This window comes from Rhizobium sp. 3T7, assembly GCF_020166565.1.
Classification (GTDB): domain Bacteria; phylum Pseudomonadota; class Alphaproteobacteria; order Rhizobiales; family Rhizobiaceae; genus Rhizobium.
In genome coordinates, this window is record NZ_JAIQXS010000007.1 from 233,715 (window position 1) to 257,117 (window position 23,403).

The 23,403-nt window shown below is 59.2% G+C and carries 21 protein-coding genes; 10 read left to right on the forward strand and 11 right to left on the reverse strand.

Annotation, left to right across the window (positions count from 1 at the left end):
* Positions 1–23: 23 nt before the first annotated feature.
* From mgtA to K9B32_RS13280, 4 genes are all read right to left on the reverse strand, one after another.
* Positions 24–2,654, reverse strand: a complete 2,631-nt coding sequence (gene mgtA / locus K9B32_RS13265; protein WP_224562740.1) for a magnesium-translocating P-type ATPase — start codon at positions 2,652–2,654, stop codon at positions 24–26.
* Between the two features lie 21 nt (positions 2,655–2,675).
* On the reverse strand, positions 2,676–2,987 hold the full coding sequence (locus K9B32_RS13270; RefSeq protein WP_224562742.1) for a DUF5335 family protein: 312 nt from the start codon (positions 2,985–2,987) through the stop codon (positions 2,676–2,678).
* A gap of 189 nt (positions 2,988–3,176) precedes the next feature.
* A complete protein-coding gene (locus K9B32_RS13275; RefSeq protein ID WP_224562744.1) occupies positions 3,177–3,695 on the reverse strand; it encodes an Hsp20/alpha crystallin family protein in 519 nt (172 codons plus the stop codon).
* A gap of 298 nt (positions 3,696–3,993) precedes the next feature.
* Positions 3,994–4,641 (reverse strand): BON domain-containing protein, encoded by a 648-nt coding sequence (locus K9B32_RS13280; RefSeq protein WP_224562745.1) that lies wholly within the window; start codon positions 4,639–4,641, stop codon positions 3,994–3,996.
* Between the two features lie 209 nt (positions 4,642–4,850).
* On the opposite strand from K9B32_RS13280, the gene K9B32_RS13285 reads away from it, so the two are divergent.
* The 4 genes from K9B32_RS13285 (at position 4,851) to K9B32_RS13300 (ending at position 9,086) form a co-directional block, all read left to right on the forward strand.
* Positions 4,851–5,501: a BON domain-containing protein gene (locus K9B32_RS13285; RefSeq protein WP_224562747.1), complete on the forward strand. Its 651-nt coding sequence runs from the start codon at positions 4,851–4,853 to the stop codon at positions 5,499–5,501.
* A 264-nt stretch (positions 5,502–5,765) separates the two neighbouring features.
* Positions 5,766–6,224 (forward strand): pyridoxamine 5'-phosphate oxidase family protein, encoded by a 459-nt coding sequence (locus K9B32_RS13290; protein WP_224562749.1) that lies wholly within the window; start codon positions 5,766–5,768, stop codon positions 6,222–6,224.
* 193 nt (positions 6,225–6,417) lie between these two features.
* On the forward strand, positions 6,418–7,164 hold the full coding sequence (locus tag K9B32_RS13295; protein WP_224562751.1) for a Crp/Fnr family transcriptional regulator: 747 nt from the start codon (positions 6,418–6,420) through the stop codon (positions 7,162–7,164).
* Between the two features lie 14 nt (positions 7,165–7,178).
* Entirely contained in the window at positions 7,179–9,086 is a 1,908-nt protein-coding gene (locus tag K9B32_RS13300; protein ID WP_224562753.1) for a PAS domain-containing sensor histidine kinase, read from the forward strand.
* A 204-nt stretch (positions 9,087–9,290) separates the two neighbouring features.
* Here the strand turns inward: K9B32_RS13300 and K9B32_RS13305 are convergent, their stop codons facing one another.
* Entirely contained in the window at positions 9,291–9,746 is a 456-nt protein-coding gene (locus K9B32_RS13305) for a host attachment protein (protein WP_224562755.1), read from the reverse strand.
* 211 nt (positions 9,747–9,957) lie between these two features.
* Positions 9,958–11,352, reverse strand: coding sequence for a trypsin-like peptidase domain-containing protein (locus K9B32_RS13310; protein WP_224562758.1), 1,395 nt, complete (start codon positions 11,350–11,352; stop codon positions 9,958–9,960).
* 270 nt (positions 11,353–11,622) lie between these two features.
* On the opposite strand from K9B32_RS13310, the gene K9B32_RS13315 reads away from it, so the two are divergent.
* The gene (locus tag K9B32_RS13315; RefSeq protein ID WP_224562761.1) at positions 11,623–12,372 is read left to right on the forward strand and encodes a response regulator; all 750 of its coding nucleotides are present in this window, start codon (positions 11,623–11,625) and stop codon (positions 12,370–12,372) included.
* Here K9B32_RS13315 and K9B32_RS13320 read toward each other — a convergent pair.
* Complete coding sequence (locus K9B32_RS13320) at positions 12,326–12,772, reverse strand: hypothetical protein (RefSeq protein ID WP_224562764.1); 447 nt, start codon at positions 12,770–12,772, stop codon at positions 12,326–12,328. The genes K9B32_RS13315 and K9B32_RS13320 overlap by 47 nt on opposite strands.
* Before the next feature lie 99 nt (positions 12,773–12,871).
* On the opposite strand from K9B32_RS13320, the gene K9B32_RS13325 reads away from it, so the two are divergent.
* The gene (locus K9B32_RS13325; protein WP_224562766.1) at positions 12,872–14,776 is read left to right on the forward strand and encodes a heavy metal translocating P-type ATPase; all 1,905 of its coding nucleotides are present in this window, start codon (positions 12,872–12,874) and stop codon (positions 14,774–14,776) included.
* Here the strand turns inward: K9B32_RS13325 and K9B32_RS13330 are convergent.
* From K9B32_RS13330 to K9B32_RS13345, 4 genes are all read right to left on the reverse strand, one after another.
* Positions 14,773–15,591: a universal stress protein gene (locus tag K9B32_RS13330; protein ID WP_224562768.1), complete on the reverse strand. Its 819-nt coding sequence runs from the start codon at positions 15,589–15,591 to the stop codon at positions 14,773–14,775. The two genes, K9B32_RS13325 and K9B32_RS13330, sit on opposite strands and share 4 nt — an antisense overlap.
* Before the next feature lie 83 nt (positions 15,592–15,674).
* A complete protein-coding gene (locus K9B32_RS13335; protein ID WP_224562770.1) occupies positions 15,675–16,508 on the reverse strand; it encodes a universal stress protein in 834 nt (277 codons plus the stop codon).
* A 170-nt stretch (positions 16,509–16,678) separates the two neighbouring features.
* Positions 16,679–18,616, reverse strand: a complete 1,938-nt coding sequence (locus tag K9B32_RS13340) for a mechanosensitive ion channel family protein (RefSeq protein WP_224562772.1) — start codon at positions 18,614–18,616, stop codon at positions 16,679–16,681.
* A gap of 447 nt (positions 18,617–19,063) precedes the next feature.
* Positions 19,064–19,378, reverse strand: a complete 315-nt coding sequence (locus K9B32_RS13345) for a hypothetical protein (protein ID WP_224562774.1) — start codon at positions 19,376–19,378, stop codon at positions 19,064–19,066.
* 151 nt (positions 19,379–19,529) lie between these two features.
* Here K9B32_RS13345 and K9B32_RS13350 point away from each other — a divergent pair, with 151 nt between their 5' ends.
* The 4 genes from K9B32_RS13350 to K9B32_RS13365 all read left to right on the forward strand — a co-directional run bounded on the left by K9B32_RS13350 (position 19,530) and on the right by K9B32_RS13365 (position 23,381).
* Positions 19,530–20,525, forward strand: coding sequence for a zinc-dependent alcohol dehydrogenase family protein (locus tag K9B32_RS13350; protein WP_224562776.1), 996 nt, complete (start codon positions 19,530–19,532; stop codon positions 20,523–20,525).
* A gap of 576 nt (positions 20,526–21,101) precedes the next feature.
* Positions 21,102–21,407 (forward strand): hypothetical protein, encoded by a 306-nt coding sequence (locus tag K9B32_RS13355; RefSeq protein ID WP_224562779.1) that lies wholly within the window; start codon positions 21,102–21,104, stop codon positions 21,405–21,407.
* 22 nt (positions 21,408–21,429) lie between these two features.
* Entirely contained in the window at positions 21,430–21,807 is a 378-nt protein-coding gene (locus K9B32_RS13360; protein ID WP_224562782.1) for a hypothetical protein, read from the forward strand.
* A gap of 107 nt (positions 21,808–21,914) precedes the next feature.
* Positions 21,915–23,381, forward strand: a complete 1,467-nt coding sequence (locus K9B32_RS13365; RefSeq protein WP_224562785.1) for a multicopper oxidase family protein — start codon at positions 21,915–21,917, stop codon at positions 23,379–23,381.
* Positions 23,382–23,403 lie beyond the last annotated feature (22 nt).

The window sequence follows — 23,403 nt, forward strand, 5'->3', positions numbered from 1 at the left end:
TTACAGCATTTTGCTGCCGCTTCTTACATTCCCCATCGACGCACAAACCAGCGTTTCACAAGGTGCGTCATGGTTGCGTACGACAACAGGATTGTCGCCAAGAGCGGCCAGTATGGCCAGGGCAGGGCGACAAATCCCAGGGCGGTTCCGAGTTCGGTGGAGGGCAGAAGGATGCCAATGATCCCGATAACGATGCTCGTGGCGACGAGTGCCGCACTGGCGTTGCTTTCAATGAAGGGAACGCGAGCGGTGCGTATGATGTGGATGATCAAGGTCTGGGTGAGCAATGATTCCACAAACCATCCCGTCTGAAACAGTGCCGGATCGCTCCATGCTTTGAAAACGAATAGCATCATGGCGAACGTCGCATAGTCGAAGATCGAACTAACCGGCCCCAAAAGCAGCATGAATCTGAAGATGCCAGCAATATCCCATCGGCGCGGCGTGGCGATAAATTCCTCGTCGACAGTGTCGGACGGGATGGCTATCTGCGAGACGTCGTAGAGCAGGTTGTTGGTCAGAACCTGTATCGCCGTCATCGGCAGGAACGGCAGGAACAGACTGGCCCCGATGACACTGAACATGTTGCCGAAGCTCGAACTCGCGCCCATCCTTATGTATTTCGTGATGTTCGCAAACACCTTACGCCCTTCGACGACGCCGTCGCGCAGGACGAGGAGGTTCTTTTCCAGCAGGATGATGTCTGCGCTTTCCTTCGCGATATCGACGGCGCTGTCGACTGATACGCCGACGTCGGCGGCCTTGAGCGCCGGGCTGTCATTGATTCCGTCGCCGAGAAAACCGACCACATGGCCGCTCGAGCGAAGGATCCGGACGACGCGCTCTTTTTGCATTGGCGTCAGTTTCGCAAGCACGGTTGCAGCCAAAGCTTTTTCTGCGAGCTCGATATCCGTCATTCCCTCGAGCTGCGACCCAAGGAGAATGTCGCCAGCCGGTATCCTGACATCACCGCAGATCTTGCGCGTGATCACTTCGTTGTCTCCGGTGAGTATCTTCACGCGCACCCCTTTCGCCTCCAGCGCGGCGATGGCGTTGGCGGCACTCTCCTTGGGAGGATCCAGAAACGAGATGTAGCCGAGCAGAGTGAGACCGCTTTCGTCTTCCACGCTGTAGCTCGACTTCGTTTCGGCGATCTCCTTGTACGCAACCGCGACGACGCGGAAGCCGCTATCGTTGAGTGCGACGGTCTCTTCCTTGGCCGTTGCCAGATGGCTCGCATCCAACGTTCCGGACCCCCCGCCATCCTCGTAGCGGGTGGATACCGCGAATATCTCCTCGACCGCGCCCTTGCAGACAAGAATGTGCTTGCCCTGATCGTCAGAAACGACGACGGACAACCGCCGGCGGGCAAAGTCGAAGGGTATTTCCCCTATCTTTCGAAAGCGCTGGTCGATCCCTAAATCTTCATGGACGTCCCCGTGCTGGAGGACCGCGACGTCGAGTAGGTTCTTCAGTCCCGACTGGAAGTAGCTGTTGAGATAGGCGTAGTGCAGCACTCGCGGCGAGTCGCCGCCATGGATATCAACATGCTGCTTGAGAATGATCCTGTCCTGCGTCAGCGTGCCGGTCTTGTCAGTACACAGGATGTCCATCGCGCCGAGGTTCTGGATCGCGTTCAGGCGCTTCACGATCACCTTCGACCGGGCCATTTCGAGCGCGCCCTTCGCAAGGTTGACGGTTACCGCCATCGGAAGCATTTCGGGAGTCAGCCCGACTGCTACCGCCACGGCAAACAACAAGGCCTGAAGCCAATCTCCCTTTGTGATTCCGTTGATGACAAAGACAAGGGGGCCGAGAACAACGGTCACACCGATCATCAGCCAGGTGAAGCGCTTGACGCCGAGATCGAAGGCCGTCTCCTCCTGCCGGGCCACCACCTCCTCGGCCAGCGCGCCGAAGAAGGTTTGCGGACCAGTCCTGACCACCAGACCGCTTCCGTACCCACTGACGACGTTCGATCCCATGAAGCAGAGGTTTGGACGATCGAATGCCGAGTCGACGGGATCCGAGGCAGGAACTGACTCCTTCTCGACGGGCATTGCCTCCCCAGTCAGGGTCGACTGGTTCACATAAAGGTCAGTGGCGTCGATGAGGCGCAAATCAGCGGGAATGAGATCGCCTGCAGATAACCGCACGACGTCCCCAGGCACGAGTTCTTCGACGGGTTCTTCTGTTACCTCGGGCTGGCTGGTGCCCGGACGAAGGACGCTGACAGTCGTCCTTACCATCGCGCGAAGTTTGGCGGCGGCCTGGCTGGAACGATGCTCCTGAACGAAGGCCATCCCCACCGAGAGGATGACAATGGCCGATATGACGACGGCGGCCCGCAGATCGCCGAGCGCGTACGAAATGATGGCAAGCATAAGCAGGAGGGCGTTCAGTGGGCTTTTGGCGCGAATCCAGATTTCTTGGAGCAGCGGGGCACGTTGCTCGCGGCTGATGACATTCGGGCCATACCGTTCGCGCCGCAGTCGTGCTTCGTCGGCGGCAATCCCTGACGGGCTGGAGGCGAGCGCCTCGCAGGCTTCGTTGTGCGAACACAGGCTGACCTCTGTGAGATCGTCGACAGCTTCGCTCGGGTCCTTGGTGGCATGCCGGATAAGGTTCGGCCCGCGTGCGTTGACGTTCATCATCTCGCCGAGCCCCCATCTGCGCTAGGCGAACGTCAAGATCTGGTGCCGGTCGGCGAAATCGATCACTTCGATCGCGACGACCTCTCCTTCCTCATCCTGAACCGTGATTTTCTGCGGCCTTTCAACCACATGCGTGATGCCCTTGACCGAAAGCTCTAGCATGTCCTCCTTGGGTTCGTAGGTCGCCCCCAGCAGAGGGGCGGATCTTACAAGGATCTGATCGCCAACCGTCGCACCCACGACTTCGATTTTGATCTCCTTGCTTTGCACGGCTTCGTGGAGATGCGAGAAGTAAGTCGCCCATTCGGCCTTTGCGAGAACTTTCAATCCCATTTTCCTACCTCCTACTGTCCACTCTGTCCCGCAGCACCCGCTCCTGAGAGCAACGCTTCTGCAGTGCGCGACATCTGGACGACCATCGTCCTTCTCCTAAGCTCTCCCGGTGCCGGGTCCCGCAAACGCGGACAGGGCGGCGAAGACGACGACTACGCCGCCCATGATGGCGCACCCACCTGTGCGAGATCAGCCGGCCTTGATCTCGATCTTGCGATCGTTCTGTTTCGCAGTGAGGCTCTTGGGAAGCGTCACTTTGAGAACGCCCTTCGAGAAAGCCGCGCTGACTTTGTCAACCTCGACCCCGTCGGGAAGCCGGAAGGAGCGCTGAAACGAGCCGTAGTGACGTTCCGAAACATGATACGCCTTTTGCTTGTCTTCCTTTTCTTCGCTCTTCTCGCCGCGGATGGTCAAAACACCGTCCGCAAGTTTGACCTCCAGGTTCTTTTCGTCCAAACCGGGCACTTCGGCCGTCACTTCGAAAGCATCGTCTTTTTCAACGACGTCGACGGCAGGCGACATGATCCATCCATTGGAAGATGCCGCAGTACGCGCAAAAAACGGCCGCGCGAGAGGCCGGAACGACGACGGTCCGAAATCCTCGAACAGGCGGTCAATTTCGGTGCGCAAGGTTTCGAACGGCGACCAGATGCTGCCGGCGGCCGGCATCGTCTTCTGTTCTGTCTTTACGGGGACTGTATCAGGCATGGTCATCTCCTGTTTGCCGAGCAGGTTCCGGAACTCCGGATCCCATCAAAGTTGCTTGCTCTCGACGTTGAGCCTCGCCATCAAACTACATCTTCGACCCGGCCGCTTTGATGCGCGTCAAGAACGGCAAAACATTTTCGGGTTCGGCGCGGCCAGTAATTCTTGATGGGCGGATACGAAGGAGGGGAAAGAAAAAAAGGACGAACTCAAAAGAGCTCGCCCTTCGGCGTCAGAAAGGAGGGCCGCAGGGTCACGCAGTAATCCGTTATTCGCCCGCGAAGCCTTCGCTCACCTTCAATCAGCCGATCCGAAGGTGATCCTCGACGGCCGTGACACCGGCGGCCGACCAAGCGGCATGTTCTGCGGCTTGTCGCTCGGACCACCGCTTCACCGTTCCATCGAGCGTCACCTTGCCGTCCATCACGTTGACGCTGATGGACTGAGCCTCCAGTTCGGCGTCCCGCTTGAACGCGTCTTCGATCCGCCGCTTGACGTCGCTGGAAGTTGGCCGTGGCGTCACCGCAATCACATTGGAAATGCCGACGACACCGGCCAAATCGCGGATGGCGCTAGCCGCCGCGTTCTTTTGGTATTGCCATTCCACATTGCCTTCCAGCGTGACCCAGCCATTCTGCACTTTGACCTTCACGGCGTCCCTCGGAACGGTCGTACGCCAAGCGAGCGTGCTGAGCGCGCGCGTTGCGATCTCGTCGTCCGCGGTGATGTGTGTGCCGTACGGGCGCACTTCGATCTCCTGGGCGATGGCATGAACGCCCTTGACACGCCGAGCAGCACGCTCGGCCGCGTCTTTCTCTGCGTAGGTCGCGACGTGACCAGTCAGCGTGATCACGCCACGCGCGGCCGTAACGCCGATGTGGGCGGCGTCGATGCTCGGTTCGAATTCCAGCTCATCCAGTACATTCTGTCGCAACGAAATGTCTGTCATGGGAAAGCCTCCTTCCATGTTCGACGGGGCTGGATCGTAGAGGCGAATAAGCGTGTAGGCTTTGATCTGGCTCAAACTGGCGAGCATTCGTCAGCGTCGATGGGTTGGGATATTTTTCGCCTGGTTTGATCAAGCGCAATGTCAGGTCGGCAAAATGGCGGATCATCTCGATGAGGTCTCGAGAACCCTTTGTTCAGTGGAGGAATGTCATGAATGATCTCGCACTACGTCAGAATATCATCGACGAACTCGGCTTTGAACCGAGCGTGGATGCCGCCAACATCGGCGTAGCGGTTGAAAACGGCGTTGTCACCTTGACGGGCCATGTCGGCAGCTACGCTGAAAAGATTGCCGCCGAGCTCGCAGTCAAGCGGGTCAAGGGAGCACGCGCGCTGGCAGAGAACCTCGAAGTCCGCTTCGCGGAGAGGAAGAAGCACGCTGACGATGAAATTGCCGCGCGGGCGCTCGATATCATCGAATGGGACACGCTTTTGCCAAATGGCGCGATCGATGTCAAAGTCCAGAAGGGTTGGGTGACGCTGTCTGGAGAAGTGCCGTGGCACTTCCAGCGCGTGGCGGCCGAAAAGGCAGTCATGAAGCTCGGGGGCGTGGTGGGCGTCACCAACGTATTGTCGATCAAGCCGGCAGCGTCGGTTCCGGATGTTAAGAACCGGATCGAAGGCGCGTTGAAACGCAACGCCGACGTCGAGGCTGCCCATATTCAGGTGGATGTCGCTGGCGGCAATGTGACTCTTAAGGGCGGCGTCACCGGATGGCGCGAACGCATCGCGGCGGAACGAGCAGCGTGGTCGATTCCCGGTGTCGTCAGTGTGGTCAATAACCTGTCGATACGTGGTTGACCGGGTTCCGCGGCCCACAGAAGCAAACTGCGGCTGCAGCCTTGCAAGGATATCCTGGGAGATCGACGAATGCATGCTCAAGATTGCTACAGATGGCTGCGCTGGTTCGTGCTCGACCACGCATTGTTGCTATTCCTAATAGCGATAATGATTGCCACTATGTTCAGTGTGCTCCTTTACCGCGCAAGCGGTGACGTAGGTCAACGGGGTTTCGACCTGCAGCGGTCTGTTCGGGACCATCTTTGACAATCGGGAGTGAAAGCCATGACAATGGTGCTCAGGAACATGAGCCACGCGGAATGCCTCGCAATGCTGGAAGGCAGTCACTACGGCCACCTGGCCTGCTGCAATGACGGGCAGCCTTATGTCGTGCCGTTGTATTTCGCCTTCCAGGCCAGGGTCGCCTACAGCTTCTCCATGCCGGGACGAAAAATCGAGTGGATGCGGCAGAACCCGAAGGTATGTCTTCAGGTCGAGGAATCGCCCAGCAAGGGTAGCTGGAAGAGCGTGGTACTGAACGGGCGTTTCCAGGAACTCACGGACACCGATGCCTGGCACGAGGAGCGGCTCCACGCGTGGTCATTGCTTGCAAAGCACTTCGACTGGTGGGAGGTCGGATCGTTGAAGCCGGTCGATGTGCCGCTCGCGACCGCTTCTTCGCACCTCTTTTACGGCATCTATCTGAACGACGTCTCGGGTCGGATCGCCATGCAAGTGGACTAGCGGCATATTCAAGGAACCGCGTCGCGTGGGCCGTTGATCGTTTGTCGAAGAGGAACAAGACTCCCGCTTTATCATTGCGTCGAGAAATTGGCTGCAACAGACTGTCACAAACTTCCACCAATTGGCACAAAAGAAACATCAGGGTGTAACATCCTGGTCGTCAAATGAATGCCGCATGATTGGAGGAAGGATCATGTTGGCGAACAATCTCAATGTCAGGCAGTTGCATGAGCAAATATCGGTCTCACAGGAGCCGATGGGCCTTGGCGTGCTTTTCAACCGAGCTCCGGTCGAACGTGCAGCGGCGGGCCAGGTCGTGTTCTTCGAAGGAGATCGCGCCGATCATGTCTTCGCGGTCCTGGAGGGCAACCTGCGCATCTGCCGACTCCTGCATGACGGCCGTCGAGTGATCACCGGATTTCTCGCCAAAGGCGATATCGTCGGCGTGTCGTTCAAGAACCGATATCTCTACAGCGCCGAGGCGATCGATGACGTTTCCTTTCAGCGGCGGACGAAAGCATCCTTCGAACAACAGCTACGGGCGCAGCCTCACCTGCGTCCCGTACTTCTGTCGCAGCTTCGCGACGAAGTAGCGGCGGCGCAGGACCAGATGGTGCTACTTTCCTGCAAGAGCGCCGAAGAACGGTTGTGCAGCTTTCTTCTGAACCGATTGGAGAAAAGCGCGTCGCAAGTCGCCGATCCGGCCGCCATCTGCCTGCCGATGACCCGGCTCGATATCGCGGACTACGTTGGACTGACCATCGAAACCGTCTCGCGCACCATCACCAAACTGGTCGGCATGGGCGTCATATCGGTAAGTGGCCGATATGGGATCGTCGTGCGCAACAAGTCTGCTCTTGTGCATAGGGCCGGGGAGAGCCAAGCTGACGTAGACGAAGACTTCCGCTTCGACAAAACGCCGATGCGACACCATCACTAAGCGGGAAGGCGACGATGGCAAACGATGCCGCGGTTTCGACGTCCAAGGGGCGGGATCTTGATATCATCGCCCGCGTCTTCGACGACACGAACGTGATCATCCACGGCGTCGACGGTGTCATCAGCCATTGGACATCGGGTTGCGAGCGGCTCTACGGTTGGACGCGGGAGGAAGCCGTGGGGCAAGTAGTCCACAAGCTGCTTGCCACCAAGTTTCCCAGGGCGATCGACGACATCAGGAAGGACGTTTACGCCGGCCTCACTTGGGATGGTGATATAGTTCATCGCCATAAGGATGGACATCCGATGACGGTTTCTGCGCGCTGGGTCGTCTTCGACGCGGCTTCGCCGACGCCCGTCGTCATACAGACCAATATCGATGTCTCAGAAGCCAGGAAGGTACAGGAAGATCTTGCAGACCGCGAGGCGCACCTGAGCTCGATTCTCGCAACCGTTCCGGATTCCATGGTGGTGATCAACGACACCGGCTCCATAACCTCCTTCAGCGCCGCTGCCGAAAAGCTGTTCGGCTACTCGTCGCGCGAGGTGATCGGCCGAAACGTTCGCATGCTCATGCCGTCGCCTTATCGGGAGGAACACGACCGATACATTGCCGACTACCTGCGGACGGGCAAGGCCCGGATCATCGGTCTTGGCCGCGTGGTGAAGGGCCGCAAGAAGGATGGGTCGGTCTTCCCGATGGAGCTCTCCGTTGGAGAGGCGATCTCGAATGACACTCGCATCTTCACCGGTTTCATCCGTGACCTGACCAGCAGGCATCGGATCGAAGAGGAGCTTCGTCAAGCTCAGAAGATGGAGGCTGTCGGACAGTTGACCGGCGGGCTCGCTCACGACTTCAACAACTTGCTGACCGTGATTAGTGGAAATCTTGAAATGCTCGACGCCTGCCTAACCGACGAAAAGCAACGCGAACTGGTACGTGAGGCCCAGGAGGCCGCCGACGATGGCGCGAAGCTGACCGGGCAGCTTCTTGCATTTGGAAGGCGTCAGCCCCTCAATCCCAAGAGCGTCGACATCGGCTCGCTGGTATCGAGCTTTTCCGAGCTCTTGCGACGAACACTCGGTGAGGCAATTGAACTTCGCACCAGCATCAAAGGCAGCGATCACATCGCGCTCGTCGATGGCTCCCAGCTCCAGAACGCCTTGCTCAATCTTGCGCTGAACGCGCGCGATGCCATGCCGAATGGCGGCAGCCTGACGCTCGAGATTTCACGAGCAAGACTGGATCTCGACTATGCCCGGATGTACCCCCAATTGAGGCCCGGCGATTACGTCTTGATCTCCGTAACTGACAGCGGAAGCGGGATGTCTGAAGACGTGAAGACCCGCGCCTTCGAACCTTTCTTCACCACCAAGGGTGTCGGTGCGGGAACCGGACTTGGGCTCAGCATGGTCTATGGCTTCGTCAAGCAACTCGGCGGGCACATTCAGCTCTACAGCGAACTCGATCGGGGAACGACGGTACGCATCTTTCTGCCTGCCGCTGCGGCTGCAGTCACTGCCAAGTCTAATAATGCGGCCAGCACTGAGGAAGCGCCGGGAGGTTCCGAGAAGATCCTGGTTGTCGAAGACGACGAGCGCGTCAGACGTGTTGTCGTCTCGAGGTTGCTAACGGGCGGCTACTCTGTGCTGGAGGCGGCTTCGGCCGCAGATGCGCTGAAGCTTCTATCCGAGGATCACACGATCGATCTTCTCTTTACAGATATTGTCATGCCGGGAGGCATGACAGGCGACGAACTGGCAAGGCAGGCTGTCTTGCTTAAGCCCGACATTAAAGTGCTTTTCACTTCGGGCTATGCTGAGCCGAGCATTGCCAATCGTTCATTGCCTTCCGCGAGTTGGTTGAAGAAACCATACAGAGCTCAGGACCTGGCCATCCGGCTGCGCCAGCTTCTCGATTGAGGTCGTTAAGTCCAAACGACCGACGGACGTTGCGAGATTTGGTGCATGCCTCGCAATACCGGTCGCCTGCCATTTGCGAGCCGGGCCAAAGCCGCCCTTTGGCGCATTTGGATAGCCGCATAATTGACGCCTCCAAAGCGATTGCCGATCTCACGCGGAATTTTTGTCGGCGCGACAATCGCTCAGACAGTTGTCAGCGAATTTTCAGCGAACCTCCTCCTGAAGTCGCGCTTCGATCTCGCGGACGGGCATCTTCGTATAGTCCTTCGCGATTTCTGCAACCAGAGCGGCTTGGGTCGCGGTTCCAAGATGCTGGCGTAGAAAACCGAGCGCGCGTGGAGGAGCGATCAAAAGCAGGCGTTGCGTCGCACCTCGCCTGATGTCTGCTTCGGTCTCCCCCGCCGCATTGGCTAGGAACTCCTCCTCCTGCCGCTCGTGCAGATCAGGGGCTTCAACTGCGCTTCGCACGCCGTCCGCGGATGCGTGAACTTTTCCTGGACGATCGGCGCCGAGCTCATGCGTCGGGACACCCTCATTGATCAAAGTGCGGACTTCGACGAGATTTAGGTACTGCGCGTCGCCATCGTTGCGCAGAAATAGTGCCTTAGATCCATCGCACACCAGGATCCAGTCCTTCGAGCGAATTCGTATTTTGTCCATAGTTTTTCTCCTCTCTTGCATTGTCGGAGACTGGGCCTTGGCGATTTGCCTTGCTCAGGCCCAGCAACTGGAAGGATGTTATCGCTGAACCGAACAAACGACATTGCCGTGGATCAAAGAGCGAGTATTCGGTGGTATCAGCTCACGTAAACATCCCGAATGCCGATGCGCCCTGGGGGCGCTTGCAGCCGCTGCAGCCGTGTTGATCTTTCTATCGTTTGATGACCAGGAAACTCATATGGCCATCACGGAAAATGCCGAGCAGGAGGAGATCCTTCACTGCCTTTGTAAGCTCTACCACCATTTGAGGCGTCGTTGTTTTCGTTCTGTTGACACTGGTTATGACGTCGCCGGGCCGAAGGCCGGCCACGGCAGCGGCGCTGCTGTCGGAGATCGCCATCACAACGCCGCCTTGCACCTTGCCAAAGGCAGCGGAAGCGCTGTCAAGCGTCTGGAGCGTCACCAGCGCCAGCAACCCTTCGCCATCTACGAACTCAGGATTTTCAGCCTGGGCTTCGGGTAGGCTCGCACTAAGCGTCGCGTTGATTTCGACTTTCCCCTCGGGGCGCATCACGGTCAGTCTCACGGTCGTGTCCGGCGCTAGGGCGGTGATCCGCGCTCGTAACTGGCCAGCGGTCGCTACGGGCGTGCCGTTCACGGCAGCGATGACGTCCCCAACCATCACTCCGGCCTTCGAACCTCCTGCGCCCGCCACAACATCGCTTACGAGCGCCCCTGTCGCAATTTCGACCCCGAGGGCGCGGCCGAAATCCGCACTATTATCCTGAACCTGGACGCCAAGCAGACCGCGCTCAATCCTGCCCTTCTCGATGAGTTGCCGCATGATGGCCTTTGCCGTGTCGATCGGGACGGCAAAGCCGATTCCTATGTTGGCCCCGGACGGTCCCAGGATCGCGGTGTTGATGCCGACGACTTTACCGTCGAGATCAACGAGCGCACCGCCGGAATTGCCCGGATTTATTGAAGCGTCTGTCTGAATGTATCCCTCTTCGGAATCGAGTCCGAAGCCAGTCCTGCCAAGGGCGCTTACAATGCCGAACGTAACGGACTTGCCAAGCCCAAAGGGAGTGCCAATGGCAACCACGTAGTCGCCGACCTGGAGCGAACCAGACTGCCCCAACTGCGCCTCGTTCAATCCGGTGGCTTCGATCCTGATGACCGCGAGATCTGTCTGGGGATCGCTCCCGACAACCTCGGCATTGTATGTCGCACCGTCGGCAATCGTGACTTTGATGCTCGTCGCGCCTTCGATCACATGGTTGTTCGTAAGGATGTACCCATTCTGCGCATCCGTAATCACGCCAGTTCCAGCCGTCACCGAAACCTGGGATGGAATCAAGTCGGAAGGCGAGGCTTGCGCGTGCCTGCCCGGCGTCAGGATCAGGGACTCGTCGTCTTCCACTCTTCCCCGAACGGCAATACTGACCACAGTCGGAACGACTCGGCGGAGCATCGGCGCGAGCGAAGGGGAGGCGGTTTCGCTTGCACTTGCTACGCCGCAGGCGCAGGCGACGGCAACCGAGGCGATCTGCAGATACCAAACGAGCGTCCGGATGGTGCGGAGCCGACAAATGAAACCACCCATTTCCTAATCCTCTTCGCGTCTGCCAAGCGCCAAAAATGCGGTTGCAGCCTGAAGATGACTTGGAAGAGGAGTGTCCGCATTGACCAAACGCAAAGAAGATATTGGTGATGGCAGCCGTGCCTGGAATGCTATATGCATTTTGTTGCAGTATCGCTAGCAAGACCACTTACATCGGTGGATCAGCGACTATTGGCTCACCTGACGCGTCGAGTAGCAGTCGCAATCCTGCGACCGCCAGCATGATCGTAGATTTCAGGAGGCGGTGCTCACATGACCACGGGGTCTCCCGGCAGCACGCGGATACTGGTGGTGGACGACGATGCGCGCGTCCGGGAGATGCTAAAGCGTTATTTCGAGCAGGAAGGCTATATCGTCGCCTGCGCCGCTGACGGAAAAGAAATGAAGACGCTCCTGAACTCCACGATTTTCGACATCATTCTTCTCGATCTTGTGCTTCCAGGACAGGATGGAATAGATCTTGCTCGCGAGATTCGAAACACCTCGAATATTCCGATCATGATGCTGACCGGACGCTCGGATATCGTCGACTGTGTGGTGGGGCTGGAGGTAGGTGCCGACGATTATGTCGTCAAGCCTTTTCATCTGCGCGAGGTTCATGCCCGGCTGAAGTCGATCTTGCGCCGTTTTCAAACGGGCGCGGAGCCCGTCTCGATCGCGGGCGACGTGGTCGCTTTCGAGGGCTGGCAGCTCGACCGGGAAAAGCGACGGCTTCTCAATCCCAAAGGGGCGGAGGTGGAGCTCTCGACTGGCGAGTTCGATATGCTCGATGCCCTCGTCAGGAATGCCGGCCGAGTGCTGACAAGGGACGCATTAATGGATCTCACACGCCACCGGGAACGGGAAGCGTTCGATCGGGCGATCGATACCCAGATCGCTCGTCTGAGGCGAAAAATAGAAGTCGATCCGGGACGCCCACAATTCATAAAGTCGATCCGGGCCGTAGGATATGTGTTCACTGCAAAGCCGGTGACATCGGATCGGAAGCCAATCGGTAAATGAGCCCGTGGTCCCAGCGTCGAAAGAACGACGGATCTTCCAGTTCTTTCAAACTTTTGGGAACAGCGTTCCATACTCTTATGAATTGGCAGCCGGTCGCACAGCCCTGGAGGCCCGCGAACAGGCTCTCCGCGATCTCGTTTTGGTTTGCGGCACTCAGAGCGATGAAGATAGGAACGTCCATCATCATGCCGGCTTCCGGATGCATCACGATTCTGAATACGCCCAGCCCCCTGACACGGCCCGCGTGATCACAGATGTTGAGGCAGCGCCAGTTGCGAACTTCATCGAACAAAGCCTCCCAGTCCCTCTCGCCGAAGGTGGGCGCGACACTGCGCACGAGCGCAAACGCGGCAAGCTCTTGATCAGGGCGCAGTTCGCCGATGGTGTAATCGTGCTGCATCGCGGCTCTCCCGGTCGACGGCCATTCAAGTCTCATTTGTCGCGCAAACAAGGCTTTCGGTCATTGTCATAGATCAATAAACTCCGCGGGCTATATGCCATGCTTGGAATTCCCGACCATTTCTGGATGGACCGACGCATGCTGCCACTCGATGCGACGCCACTTGGCAAGACGATTTTCAACGGTCGGTGCGTGAGGGATTTCGCTGAGCGCCTTTGGCCACTCCTCCTGTTTTCCAGCGCGCTGGGATGTCTTCTGATCTCCCTCGTCCTGCAAGCGACGGGTGCCAGATCTCCTGCCGAGGTTCTTCTGATTGTCGCGATCGTCTCGGTGCTTGCACGCCTGCTGGTCGAAATCGTATCGAAACTTCGCCACGGCGAATTCGGCCTCGATCTTATTGCGGCGCTGTCCATGTCCGCGGCCCTATGGTTCGGGCAATATCTGGCAGGCGCTATCGTTTCGGTGATGTACGCTGGCGGACATCTCCTAGAGTTCTACGCCCATAGTCGTGCTGAGAGCGGAATGACCGACCTTCTGTCGCGAGTGCCGCGAACCGCCTCGCGCATTGCAGAAAATGGGCTGGTGGAGATACCAATCGCCGCAATCGGAATTGACGACAAACTGCTTATCCGCCGCGGCGACATCGTCCCCGTCGATGGGCGGGTGGAAAGCCGCACCGCACTCGTCGATCAGTCAGCACTTACGGGAGAACCGCTTCCCGTACGCCTGGGGCAAGGACAGCCAGTCATGAGCGGGGCGTCGAACGCGGGTGATGCGTTTGAAATGATCGCCGCCCGACCGGCTGCGGAGAGCACGTATGCCAGCATCGTCAGACTCGTCGAGGAAGCCAAGCAAAGCAAGGCTCCGATCTTCCGTGTCGCTGATCGATTTGGGCTCTTGTTTCTTGTGCTGACGGTAAGCGTGGCCATTCTTGCCGTGACGCTCTCCGGAGACAGCTTGCGGCTTTTGGCCGTTTTGGTCGTCGCGACTCCGTGCCCGCTCCTTCTTGCGGTTCCGGTCGCCTTCGTATCGGGCACATCACACGCTGCCCGTCACGGCATCCTGGTCAAGGGAGCGGCAGTGATTGAAGCACTGTCCAACATTCGCACTGTCGTTTTCGACAAGACCGGTACGCTTACGATTGGACAGCCTGCCGTCACTGACATTGACTGCAAGGGCGATGCGAACGAGCTGCTGCGACTGGCTGGATCAGCCGAGCAGATATCGTCGCATTCCATCGGCCGCGCGATCGTCTCCGAAGCCCACCGACGCGGCCTCGCTCTCGTAAAGCCGGAGAAGGCCACAGAGGTCGCGGGCGAGGGCGTTGAGGCTTCGGTTGATGGCCACAATGTTCTCGTCGGCGGGCCTTCGTTCATTGCTTCGAAGATCAGCGGCGCTTTATTTCCCGTCACCAATGTTTTGGCCAGTGCCCTTGTGTTCGTGGACGGACGATATTCGGGCACCATCTACTTCGAGGACACGCTTAGAGAGGAAGCCCCTGAGACGGTCGTAAAGCTGCGCGCTACGGGCATCAAACGGATCATTCTTGCCAGCGGTGACCGGATCGGCGTAGCGCGCGCGGTCGCAGAAAGGCTCGACCTGGATGCTGTGGAGGCGGAGTTGTCGGCGGGCAAGAAAGTCGAAATCATCCGATTAGAAAGAGAATCCGGACCTGTCATGATGATAGGCGACGGGGTCAACGACGCGCCGGCACTTGCGGCAGCCGATGTGGGCCTCGCCGTTGCGCGGGGAAATCTCGCCGCCGCATCGGAAGCGGCTGACGTCGTGCTGTTGCGCAGCGATTTGAAGGAAATCGTGACCGCGCTGAAAATTGGGCGGCGTTCGAAACATATCGCGCTTCAAAGCGTCTACGCCGGCATAGGTCTCTCGGCCATCGCAATGCTGGTCGCCGCGTTCGGCTTTCTGCCTCCGGTCCAAGGAGCGCTCATCCAGGAGGCCATTGATGTGGCGGTCGTCTTGAACGCGCTTCGGGCACTGGCTTAGTGCGCTAGCAGCAGGGGGACGCGGAGATTGCCGAGCAGACCACGCGTTACGCCACCGAACATCGCTTCACGAAGCTTGGAGTGACCATAAGCTCCGGCGATCAGCAGGTCGGCACGGCCTTCGAGGGCACCATCCTGAATGGCAGATGGTATGTCTTCGCCATCACAATGCAAAGCCGCGAGTTCCACCTCAAGGCCCGAATGCTTTAAGGCTTCGACATAGCGGTCCAGCAGCTTGTCATGGGATAGCTCTCCATTGCGCACACAGGCGACGATCGCCTTGGTGGCGGATCCGATCAGCGGATAGGCGGTCGACAGGGCGTGGGCAACAGTGGCGCTGCCATCCCAGGCTATGCAAACGGTGTCGATACGTCCGTAGAAATCCTCTGGCGGCAGCAAAAGCAGCGGGCGACCACTTTCGAAAACGAGGCTTTCGATTGTTGGCCGCGCGATTTCGGAGTTTTCGACGATCGTAAGGTCATATGCGCGAGAAACCTCTGTCAGCTTCAGGCTCGCCGACATTGCCTCCGCATCGAACGTATCGAGCCTGACATCGAGAGATACCCTTTCAGACCGATGCTTCAGATGCCTGACAAGCTGGGCGGCCACCTCGCGGTCGAAGCGATCAGCCTGAAGTATCTCGTCGTCGACAGAATTTTCAGCGGGTTCGAGCTGATGGCCAGGACGCCGAGCGACGGAAAGGCTCGCTACCAGATCCGCCGCGTGATGGAGGCAGAACTGGATGGCGTTCTCGATAATCGTAAACGAGCTTGCCTCTGGATATGTGCTCAAGGGCAGATGGAACTGTGGCCTCATGGCGATCCCCATTGGACGGGTTCACTGACTTTCGATTGGGCAAGCCCCGGCGACTGCCGGGGCCGATAGGCGTAGAGTCTGGGTCAACGGGACAGGAAAAGCGGGATCTGGCTGTCCTTCAGCATCGACCGTGTCACACCGCCGAAAAGCCGCTGTTGGATCCGCGGGTGGTTGTAAGCACCCATGACCACCATGTCGGCCGCCACGTCTACCGCGTGCTGACGCAATGTCTCGTCCACACGGCGCCCACCGCTCGCGATGCGGTCAACTTCCACCTTGATCCCGTGACGGACAAGGAAGGTGGCGATGTCGGATCCCGGCTCTTCACCATTCGCGAAGCTGCTAGCGACAGGATCCACGAGGGTGACGTGCACGGCGTCGCAGCCCTTCAGAAATTCCATCGACTGGCGGGTTGCACGCGCGGCCTCTTCGCTCGAATCCCAGGCAAGCAGTACGGATTTCGGAAACGCCACGACCGGCTGCATGCGAGGGTTGATGAGAATTGGCGTTGGGGACTGGAACAGCGCTCCATCGACAATTCGCCGCTGAAGATCTTCATTCGCTGCGGCCTGAGGGCCAATAAGCACAAGATCGGCATAGAGTGCACGTTGTGCAATGTCCTCGTCGGCCCAGGCGAACTCGGTGTAGATTTCCTGCACATCGAAGGACAGTTCAGTTCTTTCGAGGATCTTGCGGACCGCGGCCGTCTCCTCGGAAAGGCGATCGATTTCTTGTTGCTGCCCTTCGAGCCAGGTGGTGGAAAGCGCTTCATAGGTAGCAATCGCCGGAACGCGCCCCATGCAGACGACGAGGGCGGTCATATGTGCGCCCTGCGTTTCGCAAAACTCGATGGCGGTCTTGAGGTCCAGATCCCAGCGGTCGACGCCGAAAACGCATATAACGGTCTTAATGCTCATCTTGCTGCCCTCCTTGGTTTGGTAGGAGAATTGTACTAGCTGCAGGGGCCCTGTCTTTGATGTTGATCAAAGTCGCAAATGCGCGTCGCCAACCCAGCAATGGCTAGATTGACTGCCTCTCGCAGAGTGGGCCGAGCCGCTACAGAAGCGGCCAGTGCGTTCATTAAGCGCTACGGGGACGGCTTGGCCGGACCTGTCTGGTGCGCGAGCGCTGCACTGGCCGCGGCAGCCGCTCCGCCACTTTTGTCGTCTCCACCCACTTGGACCGTTGGCTGAGCGAAGGTGATCCCGTTTGCCAGGAAGACCTCTCGAAGCTTGGCGTAAGCTTTGCGCCGGATGTAGGTTTGCATGCCGGGGACCGTGGTCATCCCGAAGCTCAGCACGATCCCGTAATCGCCGAACTCCTCCACGCCCTTCATCTTCAACGGTTCGATGAATAGCGGTCCAAGCTCGGGATCGGCCTTGAGATCGGCACCCACCTTCTTGGTAAGCTTGCGAGCCATTTCAATGTCGGTGTCGTAGCCGACCGATATCCGGAATTTGTCGATCACCCAGTCGCGGCTCATGTTTTCCACCGCGCCGAGTTCGCCGAAGGGTACCGTGAATACCGGACCGCGATGGTGTCTGAGGCGAACCGAACGAAGACTGAAGCCCTCGACGGTTCCCTTGTACTCTTTCGCCTGAATGTATTCACCGACACGAAACGCGTCGTCGAGCATATAGAAGACACCGCTGATGATATCCTTCACAAGAGCCTGCGATCCGAAGCCTATCGCGACGCCGAAAATCCCAGCTCCCGCAATAAGCGGGCCGATTTGCACCCCCAACTCGGAAAGTACGATCAAGCCGGCCAAGACCAAGACGACAACCGCAATCGCATTTCGAAAGATTGGCAGCAGAGTCCGGAATCGCGCGCGGCGCGCCGCATCAGCAGGTGAAAGAGAGGTAGTGTCTGTAGCCACCTGCAGCGTACGGTCGAACCAGTTCCTTGCCAATTGCCAGACCAGGTCGGCGAGAACCAGGACACCCACGCTTTTCATGCCACCATAGACCAACGCCGAAATCCATGGATCCCGCCGCCCAGGCGCATCCGGATTGAAATGCCAGACGATTGCCAGCCATCCAACCGCCATCCCAATAACGACGGCTCGAATGCCGCGTGTGATCAGAACGCCTCGCAGCCCGGTGGCGTCGGAACAAAGATGGCCGGCAACGCGCGCGACGCCTTTGAGAACACTGGGAAGAACGATGGCATAAATGCCAAGCCAGAACAGGCCTCTCATGTCGAGCGACCAAGCGATCCATAGCACGACGCCGAACGCTGTTAGACCGGCCTTCAATGTCGATGACATATGCATTGTGGACCAGACCGTTTCAGTCGCCACAACGAGTATCATTGCGGAGAAACAGAAAGCGATGGCGTCGGAAACATCACGGCTGATGCCGAGGGGCTCCGCGATAGCCGCATTGGCGATCGCAATGCAGATCAATCCCGCAAGGATCGACAGGCGTAGGCGTTGGCCGGGCGAAATAGCCGCCAAGGATATCAGAGCGATTGCCAAGCGAACGGCGATGAAAGCCGCCAGATAGGCGAGCAACGTCAAGCGGGCGAGGGGTGGCCAATGGACCGCGAAAAAGACCACAGCCATAGCCGCCGAGAAGACGCCGAGCGAACCGAGCCGAGCGGGCAGATCATTGTTGCGCATGACAAGTCTGCGCCACACCAATTCAGCGATGAGACCAATGGCGACCAGGCCCGCGAAAATCGCAAAGACGGGGGCATAGCCCCTGGCGATGGCCTCCTCGCGGGTTCGGACAGCCGCCGTGCTGACCTCTGCCGGAATTCGTGGAATGGCACTTAATACCTTGTCAATGCGGTTACGGACGGCGGCTTCCCAGTTAACGAGGGCAAAACTGCTTTCAGCCGCACCGGGAGAGGAAGTTGGGTTCCCGGACCTGTGGCTATCGAGCCACGCGCGGACATCGGGGTCATCCAACAGGCGTATGAATTCGTCAACCTTTCGGTTCGCCTGAGAGGGAGGCTGCTGCGCGGCAGCGATCGAGGCGAGCACGAGGAAGAATCCTACGATTACAGATTCCAGTTTCATTCGAGGGAACCTCGCGGGCGCACCGGACGGAGTTGACTGTGGTAGGCAGGTCTCAAATTTCAAACGGAGGTCTGGTATCGGACTCCGTTTGATACCTATTCGCAAGATGTGGCGGTAGTCGAACAGCGGGCGAGAAGCTATCATGAGGCAGCTCGCTTTTCGAGGCTATCGCGCGGTGTCCAAGGTAAGATCGAACCTCTTCTCGTGGCCTCGGATCCAAGCCTACGCCGAGCGATGCCGCCGAGGCAGTATTTTACCGTACGTTACGTGCCTGGATCTATAAGGACACAAGGCCGACCAATCAAACCAGAGCGTGGTCGTTGCTTGCGCGGTAACGACCAACGAAGCGCCCAAGTTTACGCCGCTGGGTCGTGAAACGACCGATACGTGCTATGCAGCCGCAAAGGTCCGACAGGCAAGCGGTCGGGGAGCGTAGTGCCGTCTTTCTTAGAAAATGTCCTTTCCACCAAGGCCCACGAATTCAGTCTTGAACCCCTGTTTGCGCGCGTTCTTCAGCAAGCGGTCGGCGCTCATTATGTCAAGACGCATGCTTCCGGCGAAGCAACTGCGAAGCGCGCAGCAAAGCTCGTCAGCGGCCCAGTTTCGCGCCCGCAAGGAGATCATGGTTACGACCCAGTGGTCGTTATCTGACCGCTCGAGTAGAATATCCACATCCCTTGGCCTATCGTTGTTTGGAGCGATCGCGCGACTGGTGATGACGGCACGATTGGCGTTGAGGGTACTGGTTACGATATGGTCCATGTTGCCTTCCTCCTCCTCGTCGTGAGCGTATGGACAGCTACGCCAACAATCCTTCGTATCGCTCGGCGAGGGCGGAGTCTTTGATTCAGGTCAAGGCAAGAACCCTTGGTGTGTTGCTGATTGAGTGACTTTTCGATCGATGGAGGCTGACGTGAAGGCGATGATGCTTGACAGAGTTCGGACGCCACTGCGCCTTGTCGAACTGCCGGATCCGTCTCCGTCAGCGGGACAAGTCTTGATCAGGGTCGAGGCTTGCGGTGTCTGCCGGACGGACCTCCACGTGTTCGATGGCGATCTTCCTGACCCAAAGCTTCCCCTGATACTTGGCCATGAGATTGTAGGGACCGTCATCGCGCTAGGATCCGGCGCGCCGGAAACGTTGCTAGGTCGAAGGGTTGGCGTGCCATGGCTCGGTCGCACCTGCGGCTGCTGCTCCTTTTGCCGTGACGGAAAGGAAAATCTCTGCGACGCCCCAGGGTTCACCGGCTACACGATCGACGGCGGGTTCTCGACTCATGTCGTCGCCGACGCGGACTATGCGTTCACGCTACCAGAGGGCTCGGATCCGGTTGCCACCGCGCCATTGCTTTGCGCGGGCTTGATCGGATGGCGATCATTGAAGATGGCGCGTGGCGGGAAAACCGTTGGGCTCTACGGCTTTGGCGCCGCCGCTCATATCCTGGCACAAGTCTGCCGCTGGAAACAGCAGGAGGTCTATGCGTTCGTCCGACCGGGAGACGACGAAGGAAAGCGCTTTGCATTGGAAATGGGAGCCGTATGGGCGGGATCGTCTGACCAAGTTCCGCCGGAACCGCTCGACGCCGCCATCCTTTTTGCTCCGGCGGGCGAGCTGGTGCCCAAGGCACTGGCTGCCGTTCGGAAAGGCGGTGTGGTTGTCTGCGGCGGCATCCACATGAGCGATATTCCTGCCATGCCCTATCGCCTATTGTGGGGGGAGCGGCGAGTTGTGTCGGTGGCCAATCTTACCCGCACTGACGCCCACGAATTTTTCGTGGTCGTACGAGCAGCAAACATTCGAACTGTCACAACCGCTTATTCCCTTGAGCGGGCCAACGATGCGTTGGCGGCTCTACGAGCCGGTCGACTCAACGGGGCGGCTGTCCTAGTACCGGTAGAAGCGGCTTGATCACTTAGAGCGTCGCTGCATGCTCAGCATATTTCGATGGTGGCAATCCAACGATGCAGGTGAATGCAGTCCCGAAGGCGCTTGCAGACCGGCGCATCGCACATCATTCGGAAACGGGGGTGCAATTCCCTGCATTGACAACCATTGCGGACATCATGCATGAAAATCGGCATGCGAGACGAGGCAGGAACTGGGTGTTCACGTGGCGCGCCTGTTGCTGCCTTGCGATGAGTTTATACGTGACCAGTCTTTCAAAAATACTCGAATTCTTACTGTCCGTCCGCCGTCGCCTCATAAAATGCTTGCGATCGCCGAATGCACCATCGCTTCAACGCCGCGGACGCGATCTCTTCTTTGTTCGGTGCCGCTTTCATTTTCGGATTACAATATTCGGACTGCGGGCTTATGCCTCTCAGAAGGCAGAAGATCGAGGCGGCGCTCGCATTCTGCAGGGCCTTGGGTGCGGCGGCGAAAGTTTCGAGCAATGTTTTCGCGTTCTTGATTTGAGTCAAAGACGGACACGGCTGGGAGGTTCATTGTTCGCTTGTGAAGGTGAGCCGGGCGGAGGATCGTTCAATGGCCAACACAATCTTGCATGTCCAGTCCGAGAGATCTCCGGCGGTGCCGGTGCATGTCTCCGTTTCGGTGCTAGGCGCGACGCTCGCCGCCTTCGCCGCCATTTCGTTCCTGCTGTGCATGCTGCTCGGCTTCGTCGCGCCCGAATGGGGCCTGCACAGGCCATGGCTGCAGTTCTATCTCGGCCTGACGGGCTTCGATCTTCGAAGCCTGGCGCTGGGCCTCCTCCAAAGCGTCATCTTCGGCGCCTATGCAGGAGCATCGATCGCTGCGATCTTCAATTTCATCAGCCGGCGTTTGGGCTGAGCAGGGGAGCGGAGCCGCGCACATGGCCGCCGACCGCCGCAGGTTCGCATGGGTGAACGCAGGGCTGGCCTTCCTGGTCGCACTCGCGCTTCTGCTTGCGCCCGCGGCCGGCGTGCAGGCAATGCAGTGCCATGCACATCCGGCCCACGTACAGTCCGACGTCGAGCATTCCTTCGTCTTGAAAAAAGACGCCCACTTCTCGCTCCCAGGCGGCCTTCAGGTTCCCGACCATAAGGGTTGCTGCGCAGTCCCGTGCGGCTTCTGCATCGTTCTGGCCAGCATGGACAAGACGGAAGCTCCAGCAGCCACAGGCTCCTTTTTCCGTTTCGCATGGAGCGACCAGACCGGCAGCGGTCTGGCGCTTCCGCCCACGCTCGGTCCTCCTCGTCTTCCGATCTGAGGATGCCGGAGGCCGCCTTCGTCGCGGCATCCGGTTGCTTCCACGGGCTTCCCTCCGGACGCCCACGATCCAATGGTCGGCGCAGCCGACCCGGCAGGACCAAGACAATGAAACGCCGTGAATTCCTCAACGACCTGATGGTCGGCGCAGCCGCGCTCGGCACATCGGCCATACTTAGCCCCATGTGCACCTTGGCACAGGAGGCGGCCAAAACGCCACGCGCCTTGTCCGTCGGCTACAGGACCATCGACGTCAAGGGCAGATCCGCCCGAGTCTTCGGCCTCGTCCAGCCGGACGGCAGGCCGGGACTGGCGCTGGACGCCGGAACCGAATTCGACGTCGATTTGTCGAGCGCCATCGACGCACCGACCCTGATCCACTGGCACGGGCTTACGCCGCCCTGGGCGGCCGACGGCGTGCCGGACAATCCGGCGGCACTGCTGCAGCCGTCCAAAACCCGCCGCTACACCTTTCCGGTCGGCGCGGGCGGCACGCACTGGATGCACGCCCATACGCTGCAGGCGCAGAACCTGCTCGCCGCTCCGCTGATCGTGCGGACGGCTGACGACCTTAAGCGGGACGAGCAGGAGGTCGTCGTCCTGCTGCACGACTTTTCCTTCCTGCCGGCGGAGGAACTGCTGGCGAAGCTGAAGGGGAACGCCGCGCCTGGCGCCATGCCGATTAACCACGGCTCGATGCAGGGCATGGCCGGCATGCAGCACATGCAGCCCGGCAACGACATGGCTGGCATGGCGATGCCAGGAATGGCGGCCATGGACCTCAACGATATCGACTACGACGCCTATCTCGCCAACGACCGCACGCTCGACGACCCCGAAGTCGTCTGGGTCGACAAGGGCGTCCGCGTCCGTCTGCGCATCATCAACGGCGCGACGGCCACCGCCTTCACCATCGACACCGGCCGCCTCTCCGGAGAACTGGTCGCCGTCGACGGGCAGGGCGTGGAGGCGCTCGCCGGGACGTCCTTCCCCGTCGCCATGGGCCAGCGCCTCGACATCCGCTTGAGCCTGCCGAAGGAGGGCGGCGCCTTCCCAGTCCTCGCCCTTCGCGAAGGGGCCGTTGAGCGCACGGGCGTTGTCCTGGCCACGGCAGGGGCGGATATTCGAAAGATTCCCGTCGTGGGCGACGCGAAGGGGCCGGTTCTCGGGTTGGACCTCGAGCGGCGGCTGCGTCCCGTCAGTCCCCTGGCGACCCGTGCGGCCGACCGCCGCTTCGATCTGTCGCTGACGGGCGACATGGCCACCTACACCTGGGGCGTCGACGGAGCGGACGGTCTCGTCGTGAAGCGCGGCGAGCGGATCGAGGTGGCGATTAGCAACGCCTCGATGATGGCGCATCCGATGCACCTGCACGGGCATCATTTCCAGGTGGTCGGCATCAACGGAACCCCGGTCGCGGGCGCGGTCAGGGACACCGTCCTGCTGCCGCCGATGACGAGCGTCGCCCTGGCCTTCGACGCCGACAATCCCGGCCGCTGGCCGCTTCACTGCCATCATCTCTACCACATGGCGACGGGCATGATGGCCTACGTCACCTACGACGGCATCGGCTGACGTGGTCCCTCGGATCGCGAGG

Excerpts from the sequence above, each read along its gene's own strand:
- mgtA (WP_224562740.1), bottom strand. The coding sequence starts at position 2,654 with ATGATGAACGTCAACGCACGCGGGCCGAACCTTATCCGGCATGCCACC.
- K9B32_RS13270 (WP_224562742.1), bottom strand. The coding sequence starts at position 2,987 with ATGGGATTGAAAGTTCTCGCAAAGGCCGAATGGGCGACTTACTTCTCG.
- K9B32_RS13275 (WP_224562744.1), bottom strand. The coding sequence starts at position 3,695 with ATGCCTGATACAGTCCCCGTAAAGACAGAACAGAAGACGATGCCGGCC.
- K9B32_RS13280 (WP_224562745.1), bottom strand. The coding sequence starts at position 4,641 with ATGACAGACATTTCGTTGCGACAGAATGTACTGGATGAGCTGGAATTC.
- K9B32_RS13285 (WP_224562747.1), top strand. The coding sequence starts at position 4,851 with ATGAATGATCTCGCACTACGTCAGAATATCATCGACGAACTCGGCTTT.
- K9B32_RS13290 (WP_224562749.1), top strand. The coding sequence starts at position 5,766 with ATGACAATGGTGCTCAGGAACATGAGCCACGCGGAATGCCTCGCAATG.
- K9B32_RS13295 (WP_224562751.1), top strand. The coding sequence starts at position 6,418 with ATGTTGGCGAACAATCTCAATGTCAGGCAGTTGCATGAGCAAATATCG.
- K9B32_RS13300 (WP_224562753.1), top strand. The coding sequence starts at position 7,179 with ATGGCAAACGATGCCGCGGTTTCGACGTCCAAGGGGCGGGATCTTGAT.
- K9B32_RS13305 (WP_224562755.1), bottom strand. The coding sequence starts at position 9,746 with ATGGACAAAATACGAATTCGCTCGAAGGACTGGATCCTGGTGTGCGAT.
- K9B32_RS13310 (WP_224562758.1), bottom strand. The coding sequence starts at position 11,352 with ATGGGTGGTTTCATTTGTCGGCTCCGCACCATCCGGACGCTCGTTTGG.
- K9B32_RS13315 (WP_224562761.1), top strand. The coding sequence starts at position 11,623 with ATGACCACGGGGTCTCCCGGCAGCACGCGGATACTGGTGGTGGACGAC.
- K9B32_RS13320 (WP_224562764.1), bottom strand. The coding sequence starts at position 12,772 with ATGCAGCACGATTACACCATCGGCGAACTGCGCCCTGATCAAGAGCTT.
- K9B32_RS13325 (WP_224562766.1), top strand. The coding sequence starts at position 12,872 with ATGCTTGGAATTCCCGACCATTTCTGGATGGACCGACGCATGCTGCCA.
- K9B32_RS13330 (WP_224562768.1), bottom strand. The coding sequence starts at position 15,591 with ATGAGGCCACAGTTCCATCTGCCCTTGAGCACATATCCAGAGGCAAGC.
- K9B32_RS13335 (WP_224562770.1), bottom strand. The coding sequence starts at position 16,508 with ATGAGCATTAAGACCGTTATATGCGTTTTCGGCGTCGACCGCTGGGAT.
- K9B32_RS13340 (WP_224562772.1), bottom strand. The coding sequence starts at position 18,616 with ATGAAACTGGAATCTGTAATCGTAGGATTCTTCCTCGTGCTCGCCTCG.
- K9B32_RS13345 (WP_224562774.1), bottom strand. The coding sequence starts at position 19,378 with ATGGACCATATCGTAACCAGTACCCTCAACGCCAATCGTGCCGTCATC.
- K9B32_RS13355 (WP_224562779.1), top strand. The coding sequence starts at position 21,102 with ATGGCCAACACAATCTTGCATGTCCAGTCCGAGAGATCTCCGGCGGTG.
- K9B32_RS13360 (WP_224562782.1), top strand. The coding sequence starts at position 21,430 with ATGGCCGCCGACCGCCGCAGGTTCGCATGGGTGAACGCAGGGCTGGCC.
- K9B32_RS13365 (WP_224562785.1), top strand. The coding sequence starts at position 21,915 with ATGAAACGCCGTGAATTCCTCAACGACCTGATGGTCGGCGCAGCCGCG.